The 19,856-nt window shown below is 69.6% G+C and carries 15 protein-coding genes; 8 read left to right on the top strand and 7 right to left on the bottom strand.

Features of this window, described 5'->3' with window-relative positions:
* From RN901_RS13255 to RN901_RS13270, 4 genes are all read left to right on the top strand, one after another.
* A complete protein-coding gene (locus tag RN901_RS13255) occupies nt 1-2,127 on the top strand; it encodes a prolyl oligopeptidase family serine peptidase (protein ID WP_310758765.1) in 2,127 nt (708 codons plus the stop codon).
* On the top strand, nt 2,124-2,903 hold the full coding sequence (locus RN901_RS13260; RefSeq protein WP_310758766.1) for an SDR family NAD(P)-dependent oxidoreductase: 780 nt from the start codon (nt 2,124-2,126) through the stop codon (nt 2,901-2,903). Before RN901_RS13255 ends, RN901_RS13260 begins: the two co-directional genes overlap by 4 nt.
* Before the next feature lie 88 nt (nt 2,904-2,991).
* Nucleotides 2,992-3,570, top strand: coding sequence for a PadR family transcriptional regulator (locus RN901_RS13265; protein ID WP_310758767.1), 579 nt, complete (start codon nt 2,992-2,994; stop codon nt 3,568-3,570).
* A 3-nt stretch (nt 3,571-3,573) separates the two neighbouring features.
* Complete coding sequence (locus RN901_RS13270) at nt 3,574-4,065, top strand: hypothetical protein (RefSeq protein ID WP_310758768.1); 492 nt, start codon at nt 3,574-3,576, stop codon at nt 4,063-4,065.
* 28 nt (nt 4,066-4,093) lie between these two features.
* Here RN901_RS13270 and RN901_RS13275 read toward each other — a convergent pair whose 3' ends face one another.
* Nucleotides 4,094-5,791 (bottom strand): sodium:alanine symporter family protein, encoded by a 1,698-nt coding sequence (locus RN901_RS13275; RefSeq protein ID WP_310758769.1) that lies wholly within the window; start codon nt 5,789-5,791, stop codon nt 4,094-4,096.
* A 258-nt stretch (nt 5,792-6,049) separates the two neighbouring features.
* On the opposite strand from RN901_RS13275, the gene glgP reads away from it, so the two are divergent.
* Nucleotides 6,050-8,206: an alpha-glucan family phosphorylase gene (glgP, locus tag RN901_RS13280; protein WP_310758770.1), complete on the top strand. Its 2,157-nt coding sequence runs from the start codon at nt 6,050-6,052 to the stop codon at nt 8,204-8,206.
* A 17-nt stretch (nt 8,207-8,223) separates the two neighbouring features.
* Here the strand turns inward: glgP and RN901_RS13285 are convergent, their stop codons facing one another.
* The 5 genes from RN901_RS13285 to RN901_RS13305 are packed head-to-tail and all read right to left on the bottom strand — an operon-like array spanning nt 8,224 to nt 13,666.
* Nucleotides 8,224-8,976, bottom strand: coding sequence for an alpha/beta hydrolase-fold protein (locus RN901_RS13285; RefSeq protein ID WP_310758771.1), 753 nt, complete (start codon nt 8,974-8,976; stop codon nt 8,224-8,226).
* Entirely contained in the window at nt 8,973-10,250 is a 1,278-nt protein-coding gene (locus RN901_RS13290; protein ID WP_310758772.1) for a hypothetical protein, read from the bottom strand. Before RN901_RS13290 ends, RN901_RS13285 begins: the two co-directional genes overlap by 4 nt.
* The gene (locus RN901_RS13295; protein WP_310758773.1) at nt 10,247-11,398 is read right to left on the bottom strand and encodes an alpha/beta hydrolase-fold protein; all 1,152 of its coding nucleotides are present in this window, start codon (nt 11,396-11,398) and stop codon (nt 10,247-10,249) included. The genes RN901_RS13290 and RN901_RS13295 overlap by 4 nt, the downstream gene beginning before the upstream one ends.
* A 52-nt stretch (nt 11,399-11,450) precedes the next feature.
* The gene (locus tag RN901_RS13300) at nt 11,451-12,446 is read right to left on the bottom strand and encodes a Type 1 glutamine amidotransferase-like domain-containing protein (protein ID WP_310758774.1); all 996 of its coding nucleotides are present in this window, start codon (nt 12,444-12,446) and stop codon (nt 11,451-11,453) included.
* The gene (locus tag RN901_RS13305) at nt 12,443-13,666 is read right to left on the bottom strand and encodes an ATP-grasp domain-containing protein (RefSeq protein ID WP_310758775.1); all 1,224 of its coding nucleotides are present in this window, start codon (nt 13,664-13,666) and stop codon (nt 12,443-12,445) included. The genes RN901_RS13300 and RN901_RS13305 overlap by 4 nt, the downstream gene beginning before the upstream one ends.
* 124 nt (nt 13,667-13,790) lie before the next feature.
* Here RN901_RS13305 and RN901_RS13310 point away from each other — a divergent pair, with 124 nt between their 5' ends.
* Together RN901_RS13310 and RN901_RS13315 are read left to right on the top strand one after the other, a co-directional pair.
* On the top strand, nt 13,791-15,014 hold the full coding sequence (locus RN901_RS13310) for an ATP-grasp domain-containing protein (RefSeq protein WP_310758776.1): 1,224 nt from the start codon (nt 13,791-13,793) through the stop codon (nt 15,012-15,014).
* A gap of 20 nt (nt 15,015-15,034) precedes the next feature.
* Nucleotides 15,035-16,252 (top strand): ATP-grasp domain-containing protein, encoded by a 1,218-nt coding sequence (locus RN901_RS13315; RefSeq protein WP_310758777.1) that lies wholly within the window; start codon nt 15,035-15,037, stop codon nt 16,250-16,252.
* Here RN901_RS13315 and glgB read toward each other — a convergent pair.
* A complete protein-coding gene (gene glgB, locus RN901_RS13320) occupies nt 16,249-18,417 on the bottom strand; it encodes a 1,4-alpha-glucan branching protein GlgB (protein ID WP_310758778.1) in 2,169 nt (722 codons plus the stop codon). The genes RN901_RS13315 and glgB overlap by 4 nt on opposite strands.
* Between glgB and RN901_RS13325 the strand changes: the two genes are divergently transcribed.
* A complete protein-coding gene (locus RN901_RS13325; RefSeq protein WP_310758779.1) occupies nt 18,340-19,851 on the top strand; it encodes a glycogen/starch synthase in 1,512 nt (503 codons plus the stop codon). The genes glgB and RN901_RS13325 overlap by 78 nt on opposite strands.
* The last annotated feature ends 5 nt before the right edge of the window (nt 19,852-19,856 follow it).

Consider the following 19,856-nt stretch of genomic DNA (forward strand, 5'->3'; position numbering starts at 1 on the left):
GTGAGCCCGCCGGTTTCGGCATCCCGTGGCCGGCTGTGGGCGGCCGGCATCCTGGGGCTCCTCGCCCCCCTTGCTCCATCCACCGCCTCGGCCCAGAGCCCGTATTCCGTCGAGGACATCCTCTCCGCCCCCTTCGCCACGGATCTCATCGCCGCACCGGCCGGGGCCGCCTTCGCCTGGGTCCGATACGACCGGGGCGTTCGCAACCTCTGGGTCGCGGAGGGCCCGGAGTATGTGGGCCGCCGGCTCACGAACTGGACCGAGGACGATGGCCAGGATCTGTCCCAACTCCGGTTCACGCCGGACGGGCGTCAGCTCATCTTCGTGCGCGGAGGCGGGCCGAACCGGTCGGGCGAGATACCGAACCCGCGCTCCGACCCCGAACCCGCGACGCAGATGGTGTGGGTCGCGGGGCTCGACGGGACCTCGCGGCCGCTCGCCGAAGGGAGTTCCCCGACCATCGCGCCGGACGGACGCACGCTCGCCTTCCTCAACCGCGGCCAGATCTTCACGCTCACGCTCGATGGCTCGGCGCCCCCCGGCCCGCTGCTCCGCATCCGCGGGAGCGCGGGGTCGCTGGCGTGGTCCCCCGACGGGGGCCGGCTCGCCTTCGTCAGCAACCGCGGAGATCACGCGTTCGTCGGCATCTTCTCGCTGGACGAGGGATCGGTCCGCTATCTCGATCCGAGCCTGGATCGCGACGGCAGCCCCACGTGGTCGCCGGACGGGACGGCCATCGCGTTCATCCGCGTCCCGAACGAGGGGGCGCAGTTGCCCTTCTCCCCGCTCCGCAGTGCCCTGCCGTGGTCGATCCGGGTGGCCGACCCCGCCACGGGTGAGGCACGCGACGTGTGGCGGGCGCTACCTGGCCGCGGGAGCGCGTTCCAGGCCATGACCGGGCCTTCGCTGATCTGGCTTGCGTCGGACCGGCTCGTATTCCCGTGGGAACGCGAGGGCTGGCATCAGCTTTATTCGGTCCCCGTCGCGGGAGGTCCCGCCACGCACCTCACGCCGGGCGAGTTCGAGGTCGAGTCCGTACTCCCGTCCCCCGATGGAGAATCCGTCTATTACGCCTCTAATGCGGACGACATCGATCGGCGACACATCTGGCGGGTCTCCGCCGAGGGTGAGCCCGCGGCGCTGACGTCGGGAAACGGCATCGAGTGGAACCCCGCGGTCACTCGCGACGGGGTGCTCGCATACCTGGCCGCCGACGGCCGAACGCCGGCCCACGCCGAGGTGGACGCGGGGGGCGAGCGGCGTCCCTTCGTGGACGGATTCATGCCCGATGCCTTTCCGTTCGAAAGCCTCGTGGAGCCGCAGCAGGTGACGTTCGAGTCGGAAGACGGAATCCTGATCCACGGGCAACTCTTCCTTCCGCCCGTATCGGTGGAGGGCGGACGCCATCCAGCGGCGGTCTTCTTCCACGGCGGGTCGAGGCGGCAGATGCTTCTCGGCTGGCACTACATGCGGTACTACCACAACGCGTACGCGCTGAACCAATACCTGGCGAGCCGCGGCTACGTCGTCCTTTCGGTGAACTATCGCAGCGGTACCGGCTACGGGCTCGAGTTCCGGGAGGCGCTGAACTACGGCGCCCGCGGCGCCAGCGAGTACCGCGATGTCGTCGCCGCGGCCCGCTTCCTCGCGGAACGGGATGACGTGGACGCGAGCCGGGTCGGGCTGTGGGGCGGTTCCTACGGCGGCTACCTTACGGCGCTCGGCCTCGCGCGGAATTCGGATCTCTTTGCCGCGGGCGTCGACATTCACGGCGTCCACGACTGGAACATGGTCATCCGGAATTTCGTGCCGTCCTACCAGCCGGAGACGCGCGAGGCCTTCGCCCGGCTCGCGTTCGAATCCTCGCCGATGGCGTGGATCGACGGCTGGCGCTCGCCGGTGCTGCTGATCCACGGAGACGACGACCGCAACGTGCCGTTCTCGGAGTCGGTGGACCTCATCGAGTCGCTTCGAAGGCGGGGCGTCGAGGTCGAACAACTCGTCTTCCCCGACGAAGTCCACGGCTTCCTCCTGCACCGCAACTGGGTCACCGCCTTCGAGCGGTCCGCCGAATTCATGGACGCGCACCTGCGAGGGACCCCGGCCACGGGAGGCGCGAGACCGTGACCGCCCGCATCGCCGGACAGCTCGCGCTCGTCACGGGAGCGAGTTCGGGAATCGGCGAGGCCATCGCGCGCCGGCTGGCCGGCGACGGCGCGAACGTCGTGCTGTGGGCGCGCAGGGTGGAGCGGCTCGCTCGCCTCGCGGAAGAGATCGCGGCGCAGAGCGGGGTCGCCGTGGATGTCGGCGTCGTCGACATCCGCGACCAGGACGCGGTCCGCGGGGAGGCGGAGCGGCTCATCGCCGCACTCGGCGCCCCCGACATCCTCGTCAACAACGCCGGTCTCGCCGGGGGCATGGCGCTCGTTCACGATGCCGATGTCGACGACTGGGACCGGATGATCGACACGAACGTGAAGGGACTCCTCTACGTGACGCGGGCCTTCCTCCCCGCGATGGTCGAGCGCGATTCGGGGCAGGTCGTCAACATCGGAAGCATCACCGGCCGACAGGTCTATCCCCGCGGGGCCGTCTACGCCGCCACGAAGTACGCCGTGCAGGCGATCACCGAGGGGACGAACCTCGATGTCCTCGGCACGGGCGTCCGCGTGTCGGGCGTCCATCCGGGTCTCGTCGAAACCGAGTTCGCGCTCGTGCGCTTCAAGGGCGACGAGGACCGCGCGCGCGCCGTGTACGAGGGTGTGGAGCCGCTCACCGGGGCGGATGTCGCCGAGGTCGTGTCCTACGTCGTGAACGCCCCGCCCCGCATCAACCTGGCCGACGTCGTCGTGTTCGGGAAATCCCAGGGGAGCGTACACCACTTCCACCGCGACGCGGGATAACACGTCGCCGCATCCGCCTCCTTGCATCGTTCCGATATATCGGGTACTATTTCGATATATCGAGACCGGTCGGAAGCAGGGGGGGTAGATGTTCACGAGCAAGGATGGATTCGGCGCCTGGGCAAACTGCTGCGGCCCCGGCGTTTTTCGTTTCGGCGCGGGATTCGGGGGCAACCGGCGCGTCGTCCGGAAGGGGGAGCTGAAGTTCGTCCTCCTCCGCCTCCTCTCGGACGAACCCATGCACGGCTACGAACTGATGCGGCGGCTGGAAGAGGAGTCCGGCGGCCTCTACACGCCGAGTCCGGGCTCCGTCTACCCCACCCTGCAGTTGCTCGAGGACCAGGGGTACGTGTCGTCGACGCAGGAAGACGGGAAGCGCGTCTACCGGCTGACGTCCGCGGGGCGCGACTTCCTCGAGGAGCACCGCTCCCGCACCCGCGACATCTTCGGCCGCTTCGTCAACATGGGCGAGCGCTTCGCGGGATCCGCGATGCGCGATGTGACGCGCTCGTTCATCCACCTCGCCCAGGTGAGCTTTGAGCGCGCGACGGGGGGACAGGGCGATCCCGAGACGCTCGCAAGAGTGAAGTCGATCCTGGACCGCGCGGCGCGCGAGATCGAGAGCGCGTGGCCGGAACCCGGGGCCGCGGCCTCACGGGAGGGTTGAGCGATGTTCGAGATCGTCTTCCTGGGAGGCATCGCGGCCGTGATCTACCGCAGGCGCGTGCGCGCGGGCGACTGGAACCGGGGCGACTTCCACCGCGTCCTCCTCGGCGTGGGTCGCGCGGTGAACCGTGCGGTGGCCACCGTGTTGAAAGCCTGGCCCGGTCTCCTGCGACAGTGCGCGGCCGATGTGAAGAGCCTTGTCCGCGACGTGACCGGCGTCGTCCGGGTCCGAAGGCCGCGCGCCATCCGGACCCCGCGCTCTCGCCTGGGAGCGCCCGCGGCGGATACCGCCGCGCCGACCGAGGCCGCGGCGAGGGCGGAGAGCCGGATCTTCGCCCGACTCCAGCGCCGCTACGTCGCGGGCCGGATCAGCTTCTCCGAGTACGTGGAGGGAGTACGGCGTCTGCGAAGCGAAGGCGCCGCGCTTCAGGGCCTGGGCGGCACGGCCCCGCCGCGCTCGGACGGCGAGGCCGGGAGGCTGGCCGCGGAGCGCTGACCGCCCGCGGCCGCCAACCCGGACTGTGCTAGTGCCTGCGGTGCCTCTCCCACGGGCTGCGGGTGAAGTAGGACTCCGTCATCTCCTTGATCTGAGGCGCGAGGAAGATCAGCGCGATCAGGTTCGGGATGATGACGATGGCCAGGAAGATGTCCCCAAGCGACCACACCACCGCGAGCGGCAGCACCGCTCCGACGAAGTGCATCGCGACGAATACGAGCTTGTACGGAATGATCGCGTTCGGCCCGAACAGGTAGTTCGCGCAGCGGTCGCCGTAGTAGCTCCATGAGATCGCCGTCGAGATCGCGAACAGGAAGACGGAGAAGATCACGATGTAGTGGCCCCAGTCGCCGAGCGGCGACAGGCCGCGCTGGAATCCCATCTGCGTCAGCGGCGCGCCCGTCTCGTAGGCCTGCCCGTAGAGGACGGCCAGTTCCCGCCCGTCGTCGGCGATCGCGACCGCCCGCGCCGGATCGACGGCCCCGCTGAACGGCTGCGTCTGCGCCTCATCCTCGAACAACTGCGGCACGGAGACCTCGTGCCACGCGAGGTGCGGCTCGCTCGTCACGCCCGGCCGTCCGATCGTGTAGCGGATCGTCCCCGTGGGCTCGGTAGGCACCGAGCTTCCGCCCTCGTCGAGCACCACGTAGCTGATGTCCCCGCCTTCGAGCTGGATCGCGGTCGGGACCTGCGAGTTCCACGCGCCGGTCATGATCACGACGAGTGCGGTCATCGTGACGATGACGATCGTGTCGATGAACGGCTCGAGCAGCGCGACGACGCCCTCCGAGACCGGTTCGTCCGTCTTCGCCGCCGCGTGCGCGATCGGCGCGGACCCCTGCCCCGCCTCGTTCGAGAACAGCCCGCGCCGCACCCCCCACATGAGCGTCACGAGGAAGGCGCCGACGCCGGTGCCCGCCACGCCGGCGGTCGGATTGAAGGCCTCGCTGAAGATGAGCGCGAAGGTCCCCGGCACCTGGTCGAGGTTCAGGATGATGATGATCATGGCGGCGGTCACGTAGACGATCGCCATGAACGGAGCCAGGATGCTGGTCACGCGGCCGATGCGCTTGATGCCGCCCAGGATCACGAGCGCGACGATCGTCGAGGTCGTGAGGCCGGTGATCCACTTCGCGATCCCGAACTCGGCCAGCATGGCGTCCGCGACCGTATTGGCCTGGTTGGCGTTCCCTGTCATGAACGCCGTCAGTCCCAGCATGACCGCGAAGAACGCCGCCACCGGCTTCCAGCGCGGGCCGAGTCCCTTCTCGATGTAGTACATCGGTCCGCCCGACACCGTCCCGCTGTATTTCGCCGACGACTCGTCGACCTCGCGGTACTTCTGCGCCAGCGTGACTTCGCTGTACTTCGTCGCCATGCCGAGGAAGGCGGTCATCCACATCCAGAAGAGCGCCCCCGGACCCCCGAGGTGAATGGCGATCGCGGCGCCGGCGATGTTCCCGATGCCCACCGTGGCACTGAGCGCGGTGGTCAGCGCCTGGAAGTGCGACACGTCGCCTGGATCGTTCGGATCGTCGTATCGGCCCGTGGCCACGGCGACGCCGTGCGCGAACTTGCGGATCTGCGGCAGGCCGAGCCGGAGCGTGAGGTAGGTCCCGATGCCGAGGAGGAGCAGAACCTGAAGCGTCAGGCGCTCTCCCCCGATCGTGATCCCGAACTGCGCGACGTTCCGGTCGAGCCAGTCTACGATTGTGGCGAAGTCCATGCGTTGTCCCCGTTAGCGACGAGTGTGCCGGTGTCGTGAGAGGCCGGCTGAGTTTGGCCTCCAGCCGCTGACGCTGCAACGGGTGGCCGTCGCGGAGTGGGCAGGCGCGGGTCCGGCAGGGGGCGCTCGCGGGTATGTCCCGCATGGCCCGGTGCGGTAACTTCGTTCGCGCTCCGGGATACGACACCAGAGCCCCGCTGCGCCCCAACCTTCGGCCGCGACGAGAACCCCCGTAGAAGCAAGGAGACAAGGACGGACGTGGGTCCAGACGACAGAATCCCCGACCGCCTCGGACGGCTGTGGGAACTCGCGAACGACCTCTCGTGGACGTGGAACCCGGAGGCCCCGGCCCTCTTCCGGGCCATCGATCCGCCGCTCTGGCGCCGCACGCGGCACAACCCCGTGGCGCTGCTGCGAACCGTTGGGGACGCGCGATTACATGAACTGGCCGCTGACGACGGTTTCCTGCGCCCGTACGACGCGGCGTGCCACGCGCTGGACAGCCTGCGGGGCGGCGGGACGGGCCCGGCGTCCACCTGGTTCGTCCGGAGCTACCCGGAGTTCGCCGAGAGCCCCGTGGCGTACTTCTGCGCGGAATTCGCGTTGCACGAGTCCATCCCCATCTACTCCGGGGGACTCGGCGTGCTCGCGGGGGATCATCTCAAGGCCGCGTCGGAACTGGGAGTCCCCCTCGTCGGCGTCGGGCTGATGTACGCGCACGGCTACTTCGACCAGACGCTTGGACCGGACGGCTGGCAGGAAGATGCGGACGACCCGCTCGACCCCGACCTGACGCCGCTGGAGCGGCTGCGGGGCACGGATGGCGTCCCGTGGCTCGCTTCGATCCGCGGCGGCGGGCGCCGCATCCGTATCGGGGTCTGGAGGCTTCGCGTCGGTCGCGTCTCGCTGTACCTCCTCGACACGGACCTCGAGGAGAACGATCCCGCGGACCGGGGGCTCTCCCACCAGTTGTACGCGGGCGGCGCGGACCACCGGCTGCGGCAGGAGGCCATCCTCGGCGTCGGCGGCGTGCGCGTGCTCGCCGCGCTCGGGATCGAGCCCGGGGCATGGCACGCGAACGAGGGCCACGCGGCGTTCATGATGGTGGAACGTGTGCGTCGGCTGATGCGGGACGGCCGGTCCTTCGAGGACGCGGTGTCCCGGGTCCGCGCGTCGACCGTCTTCACCACGCATACGCCCGTCTCGGCGGGCCACGACGTGTTCTCCCACGCGCAGATGCGCGAATGGATCGGCGAGACGTTCTGGGAAGAGATTCCTCACCGCGACGAGTTGCTGGGACTCGGTCTCCATCCGGACGACGAGGCGCAGGACCGGTTCCACATGACGGCGGCGGCGATCCGGCTGTCGCGGCGAGTCAACGGCGTTTCCGCCCGGCACGGTCGGGTGAGCCGGGAGATCTGGCGCGGCCTCTGGGAGGACCGGGCGGCCGGAGAGGTCCCGATCCGGCACGTGACGAACGGGGTCCACCTCGCCACGTGGATGAGCGACGACATCGCCGACCTCCTGGACGAGTGGCTGCCCGGCGAGTGGCGGCACTGGCCGGGCGACGAAGCCATGTGGCGCGCGGTGCGCGACGTTCCCGCGGAGGCGCTGTGGCGGGTGCGACAGCGGCTGAAACTCCGGCTCCTCGATCTCATGCGGGACGAGGCCAGGCGCAGGTGGCCCGGCCACTGGCCGGAGTCGGCGCACCTCGCCGGAGCCGGCACGCTCATGAGCCCCGGGCCGCTCACGATCGGATTCGCGCGGCGCTTCGCCACCTACAAGCGCGCGGACCTCATCTTCCGCGACCGCGACCGCCTCCTCGCGCTTCTCTCGGACACCGCCCGTCCCGTGCAACTGATCTTTGCCGGGAAGGCGCATCCGCGGGACGACGACGGCAAGCGCATCCTACAGCGCGTGTACGAGCATACCCGAGATCCGGAGTTCGAGGGGAGGGTCGCCTTCCTCGAGAACTACGGACTCCATGCGGCGCATGGTCTCGTCGAGGGCGTCGATCTGTGGCTCAACCTCCCCCGGATCCCGCTGGAAGCGAGCGGGACGAGCGGAATGAAGGCCGCCCTGAACGGCGTTCCCCAACTCGCGACCGCGGACGGCTGGTGGGAGGAGGGGTTCGAGGGAGATAACGGGTGGATCATCCCGCCCGCGCCCGCCGACGCGAGCGAGGAGGAAGTGGATGAGCACGACGCCGAGCACCTCTTCCGGCTCCTGGAGGAGGACATCATCCCCCTCTACTACGAGCGGCCCGGGGCAGGGTCCGCGGATGACGCTCCGGCGGGCTGGGTCGCCCATGCGCGGCGCGCGATCGAGGTGGCCGGCGCGCGCTTCACGGCGGGCCGCATGGTGCGAGATTACGCGCGGGACTTCTACGTCCCGTCGCTGCGCGGCGGCGACTGACCCCGACGCAGCGGAGGCTAGGGAGCCGGGAGCAGCTCGTCGAGGTAGCGGAGGAGCATGTTGCGCCACGTGGGCCAGTCGTGGTGCCACTCCTCGCCCCAGTCGTCCATCCGGTTCGGCACGCCCTTCCGCCCCAGGAGCGAAGCCGCGCGCCAGGACTCTCCGATGTCCTCTGCCCGCCCGCGCCCCGAAGCCAGGAGGACGAAACGCTGACGCAGCCGGTCGAGCGTATCGCCCGTGAGCTGCGGCAGATGGTGCACGGGCGAGGCGCGGTGGAAGTCTTCCGTCGCCTTCGCTTCGACCCCGGTGTCGTGTTTCAGAAAGCGCTGGAGATCGTACGTGCCGCTCATGCACACGGCGTGCGAGAAGGCATCGGGAAACCGGCACAGCATGGCGAGGGCGTTGAACGCTCCGATGGAGGAGCCCGCCACGATGACCTCGATCCCGGGGTCGTTGCAGTCCTCCCGGATCATGGGGAGGAACTCGCGGTAGACGAACTCCTGAAACCGGTTCAGGACCGCCATGCGGTGTTCGGGAGTGCCCTCCCGTCCGAGCATGACGCGGCCCGCCACGCTGTCGCACGAATAGACCTTGATCCGGCCGTCCGTCAGATAGTCCGCCACCGTGTCGATGACGAGGAAGCGCTCGATCTCCTCCGCATCCCCCCCGGCGGTGGGGAACATGAGGAAGGGCACGCCGACTTCGCCCCAGCGCGCGACGTTGACCTCCTGGTCGAGACGATGCGACCACCAGCTGGTGTTGAGTTTCATGAGGCGAGAATCTGCACGGCGCCAGGGGGTTCCTCCCGGCGGGCCGCCTGTATGCGGTCGAAGAAGAGGGCGGTGAACTCCTCGACCTCGTGATCGGGGTAGAGCGAGGCCACCTTCGCGCGCACCGCGTCGTGGGCCGACTCGCTGCCGAAGAACTCGTCGGCCACTTCGTCCAGTTCCGCGAGATGCGTCTCGCAGAACTCCACGAAGCGGTCGGTCTCGAACCTGGCCTCCGCGATCTCGGCGCAGGCTCGAACCCTCTCGCCCACCGACATCCCGGGATGGCACGCATCGAAGAACGGCTGCCAGTCGAGGTTGATGCGCATCCTGCGCCGAGTCGCCGCGCAGAAGAGGGACCAGCGGAGATTCGCCTTGATGAGCCACGGGAAGTGGTAGTGGAGCGACGTGACCTGCGAATCCGGACAGGGGTTCGCGAAATCGATCGGCATCCACCGGACGCCGCTGCGCAACACCTCGCACGAGTTGAAGTCCCACCCGAAGAACGCGTTGATCGTGAGCGTCGTGTCCCGGATCGCGGCGGCATCGGCCGGCTCCAGGCGGTCGCGTTCGACGGTGTAACGGTCGTGCGCGGGGGCGCCGGGGTCGTAGAGGACGGCACGCGTCTGGGGCCCCAGCCCGATGCAGCGGACGAAACGGTCGTGCTCCACCCCCTGCTGGAGGTGCATCACGAACTTGCCGCTCTCGTCGTAGGCGGCGCCGAGCGCATCATCGTCGTCGATCCGCGACACGCCGCGCCAGCCGCCGCCGTCGTACGGCTTCATGAACACGGGATAGCCCAGATCGCGCGCCACGGAGGGAAGGTCGAAGAGCCGCGCGTAGCGCTTCAGCGTGACCGCCAGATCGTCCTGCGGGTCGTAGGACTTGGGCGGGATGAGCCACGTGCGCGGAACCGGGAGACCCAGCCTCATCATCGCGCAGTAGCTGGAGTGCTTCTCCATCGACTGGACGCTCCACGGATTGTTGAACACGTAGAGCCCGTCCATGATCACGGACTTCTTGATCCACTCCCGCGTCGGAAAATACCAGTGCGTGAGGCGGTCGATGACGACGTCGTACTTCCCTTTCTGCTGCAGGTCGAAGGGCTCGATCGTGACATCCTCGAGATGGAACCGGATCGTGCCGCCGGACGAGGGGATTCGGGGATCCAGTCGTTCGAGGATCGCGCGGTAGGCAACGGGCCAGCAGAGGTCCGCGCCGAGCGAGAGGCCGATGCGGCGCGTGACCTCGCCCGAGGACGCCTCGGCGACCGTCATTCGTAGACCATCCAGAGCGGACCCGGGAAGAGCCACGACAGCCCCTCGCGCAGGCGGTCGCGCCAGTTCTCCCAGTTGTGGCCGTCGCGCGACTCGACGAAGCGCACGTCCGTGCCGCCGCGACGGAGGGCGGGGATCAGGGCGCGATTCTCCGAGACGAGCGGTTCGTAGACGCCCACCGAAACGAACGCCTTCTCGGCGATGGCGGTCGGAGCCTCCCGGTACGCGTTCATCATGTCGACGATGCGGTCGAAAACGGGTCCGCTCTCGTTGGCGCCGATGTCCGTGAACAGAAAAGAGCCCGACTGCAGCAGCATGCGGCCGAAGCGGCCGGGGTGTTCGAGCGCGGCGTGGAAGGAGGCGACGGCGCCCAGACTCGCGCCCATGAGGCCGCGCGACCCGGGGTCCGGGAGGAGCGGATAGTCGCTTTCGAGGCGCGGAAGCAGCTCCTCGGCGACGAACCGCGCGTGCGCCGGATCCGCCGAGTATTCCGACATCCGGTCGCCCGGATGCGTGAGCGCGACGATCATCCGGGGGATTTCGAAGCGATCGATCAGTTGGTCGAGCACCTGCCTCAGGCCGGCGTACTCGACGTAGTCCCCACCGTCGTGCACGATGAGCAGCGGGTAGCGCCGGTTGGCGCGGAACTCCGCCGGACGGTACACGGTCACGTGCCGCGCGGACCCGAACGTCTCGCTCTCGACCGCCAGTTCGTCCATCTCGCCGCGCCGGACCTCCCCGCTCTCGCGAGCCCAGTCGGGGATCTCGTAGCCCCGCGCCTGCACGACGGAGTTCGCGCCGAACGGATCGCGGGCGCGCTGGGGGTTCAGAGGGTCCTCGATCCACTCCACGCGGCCACGGGCGACCACTTCGATCTTGTACTCCACCCGTGACTCGTCGGGGAGTTCGAGCGTGTAGCACCAGAGGTCCGTTCCCTCCAGGCGGCGGAAGGGCGCCGAGGTCTGGAGTCCGTGCACCCAGTGTCGAAGCCGGACGGCGTCGGCGTGGCCCCGATACACGAAGGTGTAGAGGGGAGGCTCGGCGAGCGGGAACTCGTTCGCATCGAGAAACGCGTCCACTGAATCCACCCCGCCGGAACCGGACGCGAGCCGCTTCTCGAGCGCCGCGATCGCGGACGAACGCGGCATGGACTCGTCTTGCCGCCGGACCCGGGCGTGGGGGTCGAACCGCATGGCCGGACTACGCCGCCGTACGGAAGGGGACGCGCCGGCCCGCCGCGTCGAGGCGCTCGAGACTTTCGCCGCCGCTCCAGCCGTCGCCGGCCCGATCGATTCGATGGCCGGGGTCGAGGAGGACGCAGGAGTCGGGAGAGAAGCGGGCCGCGAGCCGCGCTCCCCGCGTCCGATCGTCCAGCGCGAGGCGCGCGGAAGCGTGCGGCAGGGCGACGAGCCCTTCGGCGATCCCGAGCCCCGCGTCGAAGACCTCGGGATGGCCCTCGCCCCACGGCGGACGATCGTGAAAGAGCACGACGCGCTCCGTCAGCACCATGGCGCCGGCCGACCGGCCGATCACGGGGCGTCCGTCGAGGAGCTTCCGTCCCCCGAACAGGCGCAGGCGGCTCAGCAGGTTCCCGACGTGCCCGCCCTCCAACACGATCGCCTCGGTGCCCCCGAGCCGCGCGGCCACCTCGCGCCGTTGCGACCGCACCGCGTCGCGCTCCGGGAGGGCCGTGCGGCGCTCGAACTCCGACCGGATCTCGGTCACGCGGTCCAGGTGTCGCGCATCCAGGTGCCGAATGGCCTCGAGGGCTTCGCCGCGCTCGGTCTCGAGTACCGACGCGTCCGCCCGCAGTTCGGCCAGCCGCCGGTGTGCCTCGATGAGACCGTGGAGGCGCAGGTTGTAGGCGCGTCGCAGGGCCTTCAGCCGATCCCGTGTCTCGCGGTGCGCCCGCGCGAGTTCCGTGTCCGCCTCGGCGATCCGGTCGGAGCGCCGGTAGAGTTCGAGATCCACGATGCGGTCCGCGAGGCGGGGATCGATGAGTCCTTCGTTCGCCTCCCGGTCCCGCCACCCGGCCGTGATGGCCGCGATGCGCGCGCCCGGCGACAACGCGCCCCCGGCCTCCAGTTCCCGCACCACGTCCCGGAGCGCGAGGCCGCCCCCGCGCGGACCCAGAAGGACGAGCGGCGACCGGGATCCGGCGTCGGCGGCGGCCCGATGCCTCCTCGACACCCTCATGCGGCGCGCACTCTCACCCAGCGTCCGACCGCGTCGAGCATTCGACGCAGTTCGTCGTAGTCCGGGTGCCGCAGCCGGAGCCAGGCGTTCGCCATGTATCCGGCTTCCACCGGCTGGGTGGGCGTACCGGGCGGCGGCAGGTGCGTGTCGATGATCCACTCCCCGAAGCGGGCTTCCACCTTATCCAGACCCTCATACCCCGCGATCCGTCCATCGTTGTCGGGCCGCAGCGTCACGATCCCGGCGGAGTACCGGCGCGATGCGTCCTGCAGCTTTCGGCCGTGCACGATGCAGGCCGCCCACTCGCGGTACACATCCATCTCGTTCGCCGCGCCGTACAGGTCCCAGGCCCTCACGCCGGGCGGGCGGCAGCCGATCTCGGAGAACTTGAGTCCCTTCTCGCCGAAGAACCATTCCATGTGGGTGGCGGAGGTCTCGATCTCGAGCGCAGCGATGACCCGCCGTCCGAGTTCCCGGACTTCCGCGTAGGCGTCGGCGGTGTCGATCCGGTTCGTCGCGATGAACTGGGGCGACACCTCCCGCGTCCGCATGGCCTCGAGCACGTTCGGGTAGTAGTGGGTCATGAAATCGTGGACCACCGCGCCGCCCACCGTCAGCGTGTCGTAGAAGGCCTCGTGTCCGTCCACGAACTCCTCGACGGCGACCTCGGCTCCGTGCCCGACGCCGAGGCGCGGAAGCAGCGCCGCGAGTTGCGCCTCATCGTCTACGCGGTACGTGCCCGAGGCGCCGGCCCCGGCGCGAGGCTTGACGATGAGCGGATAACCGACCCTCCGGCCGAAACCCGCGATCTCCTCCGCATCGCCTCCCCCCATCGACTGCGCCGTCGCGATCCCGGCGGCGCGAAGGGCGTCCTTCATCGCCGGCTTGTCGCGGCAAAGGTGCGCGGTCCTCACCGACGTCCCGGCCAGTCCAGCGGCTTCCCGCACGCGGGCGACCGGGAGGATGTGCGCTTCGACCGTCGCCTCGAGGCGATCCACGGGCCGCCGCCGGTGGATCTCATGAACCGCGTGGGCGAGCGCGCCCTCGTCGCACACGGAGCCGACCTGCTCGTAGCAGGTGAGCCACCCGTGCAGGTCGGAGCCGAGCGCCTCGAGCGGGGCTTCGCCCACCGCGGACACGTCGGCGCCGACTTCGTGCAGACCGCGCACGAAGTCCTTCTGGTTTCCGGGAAACAGGGGTTCGACGAATACGACGTGCATTACTTCGCCAGCGACTCGTGGGAAAAACTTCACTTTGGGGGCCCGACATAGTACAGTCCCTGCGCTCGAACGCCAGCCCGTCCGGCGGCGGCCGTCCGGCCCGCCGCGGCAACCTGGAAGATCCATGCCGAACGTCGCATTCGTCGCCCCGTTCTATCTCCCTACCACGCTGCGCTTTCTGGAGGCCGCCGCGGGGCTCGCCGGCGTGCGCCTCGGGGTCGTGACGCAGGAACCGCTCGAGCGAACGCCCGCCTCCCTGCGGCGGAGCATCGCGGCGCACGTGCGGGTCGAGGACGCGCTGTCGGCGGAGGGCATCCACATCGGGCTGCGGAGGCTCTCCACCGAGCTCGGGGGGATCGACCGTCTGCTGGGCGCGCTCGAGGAGCTTCAGGTGCCGCTCGGGGAACTGCGTGATGCGCTCGGCATCCCGGGGATGGGCGCGGGAGCCGCGGACAACTTCCGCGACAAGTCCCGCATGAAGGACGTGCTCCGAGCGCACGGTCTGCCCTGCGCCCGGCACGCCCTGGTCCGGGACGGTGACGAGGCGACGGCCTTCTCGGAGGCGACGGGCTTCCCGCTCATCGTGAAGCCGCCGGCCGGTTCCGGCGCCCGCGGCACGTTCCGCGTCGAAACGCCGGCCCAGTTGCGCACGGCACTCGCGATGTCGCGGCCGAGCGCCGAACGGCCGACGCTCGTCGAGGAGTTCGTCGTGGGTGAGGAACACTCCTTCGACGCGGTCTCGGTCGGGGGACGCGTCGTCTGGCATTCGATCAACCACTACCTGCCTTCGCCGCTCGAGGTGCTGCGCGAGCCGTGGATCCAGTGGTGCGTCCTCCTCCCGCGCGAGGTCGATTCGCCCCGGTACGAGGAGATCCGGCGCGTCGCCGGCCCCGCGCTCGATGCGCTCGGGATGGAGACGGGGCTGAGCCACATGGAGTGGTTCCGGCGCCCCGACGGTTCGGTGGCGGTCTCCGAAGTCGGGGCCCGGCCGCCGGGCGCCCAGTTCGTGACGCTGATCTCGCAGGCGCACGACTTCGACCTCTACCGCGCCTGGGCCCACCTCCTGGTCTTCGACGAATTCGATCCGCCGCCACGCCCCTACGCGGCCGGCGCTGCCTATCTCCGGGGGCAGGGCCGGGGCTCCGTGCGACGGGTGGCCGGCATCGAGGAGATCGCGAACGACCTCGGGCCCCTCTGCGTCGAGTGGCGCCTCCCCCGCGCGGGACAGGCGCAGAGCGCGTCCTACGAGGGAGAGGGCTACATCATCGTCCGCCATACGCGCACCGAGGTCGTCGAGGAGGCGCTGGGGCGGATCATCACCCGCGTACGGGTGGAACTCGCCACGTAACGGAACAACTCAACGGAACCATGAACGTATTGATGATTTCGCCGGGCTACCCGGCCGAGATGACGTATTTCACGCGCGGGCTCGCGGAAGTGGGCGCCACGGTCATCGGCCTCGGCGATCAGCCTGCGGCTGCGCTGCCCGAGGTCGCCCGGACGAGCCTGTCCGACCACCTGCAGGTGAGATCGCTGGCGGATGAAGCGGACGTGATGCGGCAGGTCGCCGCGTTTGCCGCGAAGACCCGGATCGACCGCGTGGAGTGTCTGTGGGAACCCTTCATGATCCTCGCCGCGCGGCTGCGGGAGATGCTGGAACTCCCGGGGCCGACCGTCGAGCAGACGCTGCCCTTCCGCGACAAGGAAGTGATGAAGGACGTCCTCGACGGCGCCGGGATCCGGACGCCCCGACACGGGCGGGCCACGAGCAGCGCCGAATGCCGCGAGGTCGCGGAGCGCGTCGGCTTCCCGCTCATCGTAAAGCCCGTCGCCGGCGCCGGCTCGGCCGACACCCACCGGGTCGATTCGGCGCGGGATCTGGAGCGGGTCCTTCCCGCCCTCCGGCACGTCCCCCAGGTCACGGTCGAGGAGTTCATCGAGGGCGAGGACATGACCTTCGACACGGTCACGGTGGGAGGCGTCGTCGCGCACTACAACATCTGCCGCTACTGGCCCCGCGCGCTCGAGTCGAAGACCCACGAGTGGCTCAGCCCCATCACGTACGCGCTGCGCGACGTGGAGGCGGAGGACCTCGCCCCCGGACGGGAGATGGGGTTCGCCGTGCTCGCCGCGCTCGGGTTCGAGACGGGCTACACGCACATGGAGTGGTACCGGACGGCGGACGGGGAGGCGGTGTTCGGCGAAATCGCCGCGCGGCCTCCCGGCGTGCGGACGGTCGACCTCATCAACTTCGCGAGCGACATCGACACCTATCGCGGCTGGGCCGAAGGCGTCGTGCACGCGACGTGGTCGCAGCCGGTGGAACGGAAGTACAACGCCTGCTGGATCGTGAAGCGGGCCCGCGGACAGGGCCGGATCCAGCGCATCGAGGGACTCGGCCCCCTGCTGCAGGAGTACGGCGAGCGGGTGTGCAGCCTGGATCTGCTCCCCGTCGGGTCGCCACGGCGGAACTGGCAGGCCACGCTCGTTTCCGACGGGATGATCTTCCTCCGCCACCCGGACCTGGACGCGCTGGAGACGATCGCCGGCGAGTTCGCGACGCGGCTGCAACTCTACGCGGCCTAGCTGCCCGGGTCCGACTCCTCCGTCGCTTCCGAGCGCTGGAGCACGAGGAAACCCAGCGGCGGGAGATCGACCGCGAGCGAGGCGGGACGCCCGTGGCGGGGAACCTCCTCCGCGCGGGCCGGAAGCGCGGTGCACCCGCTCCCCCCGAACTCCGGGTCGCCGCTGTCCAACAGGACGCGGTACGGCCCGGCTTCGGGCAGGGCGACCCGATACCCCGGCCACGCGGTGGCGGAGAAATTCCCCACCACGATGACGCCCCCCTCCCACCCCGGCCGCCACCGCATGTAGCTTAGCACGCTGCGCTGCGCGTCGTGCACATCCAGCCACTCGAACCCTTCCGGGGCGTGATCGAGGGCGTGCAGGGCGGGCTCGCTGGCGTAGAGACGGTTCAGCGCGCGCACCCAGCGCCGGAGCCCGCGGTGCGCCGGGTTCGCCGCCGCATCCGGAAGACTCCAATCGAGCGCACGATCCTCGTTCCACTCCCGCCGCTCGCCGATCTCGCCTCCCATGAAGAGGAGCTTGGCTCCGGGGTGCGTCCACATGTAGCCGAGGAGGAGCCGCAGGCCGGCGAACTTCTCCTCGTCTGTCCCCGGCATCTTCTCTACGAGAGAACGCTTGAGGTGAACGACTTCATCATGCGACAGGGGAAGAAGATGCCGCTCCATGTGCGCATAGTGGAGCGAGAACGTGAGGCGCCGGTGGAGGCGCGGCCGCCGCTCGGGCGGAGCGGCCAGCACCCGGAGCGTGTCGTTCATCCACCCCATGTTCCACTTGAAGTCGAAGCCGAGCCCGCCCTCAGCCACGGGCGTCGTCACGCCGGGCCACGCACTGCTCTCCTCCGCGAACAGGAGGACCCCCGGAAAGTCGCCGTGGACCATCTCCGAAAGCCGCTTGAGGAAGGCGATCGCGCCGAGGTTCTCCCGTCCCCCGAGTTCGTTCGGCTCCCACTCTCCCTCGTCACGGGAATAGTCGAGGTGGAGCATCGACGCCACGGCATCGACGCGCAGGCCGTCCACGTGGTAGTGCTCGATCCAGTAGCGCGCGCTCGAGAGGAGGAAGGAGACGACCTCCGGCCGGCCGAAATCGAAGGCGAGCGTGCCCCAGTCCGGATGAAGGGCCCGCGATTCCTCCCCCGCCTCGTAGAGGGGCGCGCCGTCGAACGTCCGCAGGCCGTGGAGATCGGGGCCGAAGTGGCCCGGCACCCAGTCGAGCACGACGCCGAGCCCCAGGCGATGCGCCTCATCCACGAAATGCGCGAAGTCTTCCGGAGATCCGTAGCGGGAGGTGGGGGCGAAGTACCCGACCGTCTGATACCCCCAGCTTCCGTCATACGGATGTTCCATGACAGGGAGGAGTTCAACGTGCGAGAACCCGAGGTCGGCGGCATAGGGCAGCAGCTCTCGCGCGAGCGCGCGATACCCGAGCCACGAGCCGTCCGCGTTCCGGCGCCAGGAACCGGGATGGACCTCGTAGATGGAGATGGGAACTTCGGGAGCCGCGCGTGCCGGGCGAGTCTCGACCCACGGGGCATCCGTCCAGTCATGCGGAGCGGCCGACACGACGCGTGACGCGGTGCCAGGCCTGACTTCGGCGGCGCGTCCGAGCGGATCGGCCTTGTCCACCGCGTGGGAGAGTCCGCCCGGCGCGCCATCCGCCCCGGGACGCACCCGAAACTTGTACAGGTCGCCGGGGCCGACGCCGGGGAGGAAGCGTTCCCACACGCCAGCGTCGCCCACCGGGGACATGGGATGCGTCACTCCGTCCCACGCGTTGAACGAGCCCACGACGCTGACGCCGCGGGCGCGCGGAGCCCATACGGCGAACCGTGTACCCGCGTCCCCGCCGCGCTCGCACGGGTGCGCACCGAGGAGGCCGTGGAGCGCGAACTCCCGTCCCGCGTGGAACGCCTCGAAGTCGGAAGCCTCAAGCGGGAACGAAGGATCGCGCCCCGGGGTTTGGAGAGGTCCGGGCGGGCCGCTAGTTTTTTTGTGTTCGATCTGCCACCTCTGCGCTGCGTGTCCCTCCCGGACCGGGCGCGGTCCCTTGCAGCCACACCGTTCGCCACCTCGCGACGAAGTATGAGCCGCATGCCTGCAATCGCCAAGCCAGCGCCGACACGACCGCCGGCCGGGATCAAGCCCCCGGAGGAACTTGCCGTCGTGCATCTCGTCGCCGAGTACTGGCCGTACGCCCGCACCGGCGGCCTCGCGGAGGCGGTGCGCGGCATCGCGACCTTCCAGGCCGCCCAGGGCACGCCCGTCACGGTCTTCATGCCGCTCTACCGATCGGTGCGCGAGGCCTTTCCCGACCTGGAGCCGATTGCGGACAGCTTCCGGGTGCGCGTGGGACGTCGCGTGGAGGAAGTCCGGATTCTCCAGCATCCCGGCCCGCGCCGGAACCCGCGCGTGCTTTTCGTCGATCATCCCGGGTGCTTCGACCGGGACGGGATCTACGGGGAAGGCGGGTCCGACTACGGGGACAACCCGTTGCGCTTCGCGCTCTACAACCTCGCGGCGCTCCGGATTCTGCCGGAACTCGCCAACGTGCCCGTCGTCGTCCACGCGCACGACTGGCATGCGGCCCTCGCCCCCGTCTTCCTGCGAACGCGGTTCGCGGGACGCGAGGCGCACGACCGCATGGCGGCCGTCCTTTCCATTCACAACGCCGGCTACCAGGGACTTCAGGGGCCTGAAGTGCTCGAGGAGATCGGGCTTCCGCGCGAACTGTTTCACTGGCGGCTCATGGAATTCTACGGCCACGTGAACCTGCTCAAGGGGGGGCTCGTATTCGCGGACTACGCGACCACCGTGAGTCCCACGCATGCGCACGAGCTTCGCACCGCCACCGGCGGGTTCGGGCTCCACGGCTCGTTCATCGAGATGGGCGACCGTTTCCTCGGAATCCTGAACGGAGTCGACCTGGAAGTCTGGGATCCCGAGACGGACGATGAGATCGCCGCCACGTTCTCGAGCACGGATCTGGCCGGGAAAGCCGTGTGCAAGCGGGCGCTGCAACAGGAGTACTCGCTGACCGAAGCGCCGCGCGAACCGCTGTACGGGATGACCGCGCGGCTCGTCGGGCAGAAGGGGCTGGACCTCCTCATCGACGGCGGGCCGCTGGAGCGGGCCGAAGGGCAGTTCATCTTTCTCGGCCAGGGCGAGGAACGGTACGAAACGGCGCTGCGCGAGTTGGCCGGGCGGCATCCCGACCGGATCGCCGTGGACACCGAGTTCGCCGAACCCAAGGAGCACCGCCTCCTGGCGGGAATCGACCTCCTCCTGATGCCGTCGCTCTACGAACCCTGCGGCCTTACGCAGATGCGGGCGCAGCTTTACGGCGTGCTCCCGGTCGCCCGGCGCGTCGGGGGGCTGGCCGACACGATCGAGGATCAGGTCACGGGCTTCCTGTTCGACGGGTACACATCGGAAGACCTCGAGGTCGCGCTCGGGCGGGCCGCCACGCTGTACGCTGGGGGTCCGGAGGCGTGGAACGAGCACGTGGTCCAGGCGATGACCCGCGATTTCGGCTGGGCGACCAGCGCGGGCCGCTATCTGGACGTGTACCGGCGGGCGTTGGCCGCGCACGCTCCGGGCGACTGAACTTC

Source organism: Candidatus Palauibacter soopunensis, assembly GCF_947581735.1.
Classification (GTDB): domain Bacteria; phylum Gemmatimonadota; class Gemmatimonadetes; order Palauibacterales; family Palauibacteraceae; genus Palauibacter; species Palauibacter soopunensis.

What these genes read in the sequence shown, in the direction of transcription:
- RN901_RS13265 (WP_310758767.1), top strand. Translation starts at nt 2,992, where the DNA reads ATGTTCACGAGCAAGGATGGATTCGGCGCCTGGGCAAACTGCTGCGGC.
- RN901_RS13270 (WP_310758768.1), top strand. Translation starts at nt 3,574, where the DNA reads ATGTTCGAGATCGTCTTCCTGGGAGGCATCGCGGCCGTGATCTACCGC.
- RN901_RS13275 (WP_310758769.1), bottom strand. Translation starts at nt 5,791, where the DNA reads ATGGACTTCGCCACAATCGTAGACTGGCTCGACCGGAACGTCGCGCAG.
- RN901_RS13285 (WP_310758771.1), bottom strand. Translation starts at nt 8,976, where the DNA reads ATGAAACTCAACACCAGCTGGTGGTCGCATCGTCTCGACCAGGAGGTC.
- RN901_RS13290 (WP_310758772.1), bottom strand. Translation starts at nt 10,250, where the DNA reads ATGACGGTCGCCGAGGCGTCCTCGGGCGAGGTCACGCGCCGCATCGGC.
- RN901_RS13295 (WP_310758773.1), bottom strand. Translation starts at nt 11,398, where the DNA reads ATGCCGCGTTCGTCCGCGATCGCGGCGCTCGAGAAGCGGCTCGCGTCC.
- RN901_RS13300 (WP_310758774.1), bottom strand. Translation starts at nt 12,446, where the DNA reads ATGAGGGTGTCGAGGAGGCATCGGGCCGCCGCCGACGCCGGATCCCGG.
- RN901_RS13305 (WP_310758775.1), bottom strand. Translation starts at nt 13,666, where the DNA reads ATGCACGTCGTATTCGTCGAACCCCTGTTTCCCGGAAACCAGAAGGAC.
- RN901_RS13310 (WP_310758776.1), top strand. Translation starts at nt 13,791, where the DNA reads ATGCCGAACGTCGCATTCGTCGCCCCGTTCTATCTCCCTACCACGCTG.
- RN901_RS13315 (WP_310758777.1), top strand. Translation starts at nt 15,035, where the DNA reads ATGAACGTATTGATGATTTCGCCGGGCTACCCGGCCGAGATGACGTAT.
- RN901_RS13325 (WP_310758779.1), top strand. Translation starts at nt 18,340, where the DNA reads ATGCCTGCAATCGCCAAGCCAGCGCCGACACGACCGCCGGCCGGGATC.
- glgB (WP_310758778.1), bottom strand. Translation starts at nt 18,417, where the DNA reads ATGCACGACGGCAAGTTCCTCCGGGGGCTTGATCCCGGCCGGCGGTCG.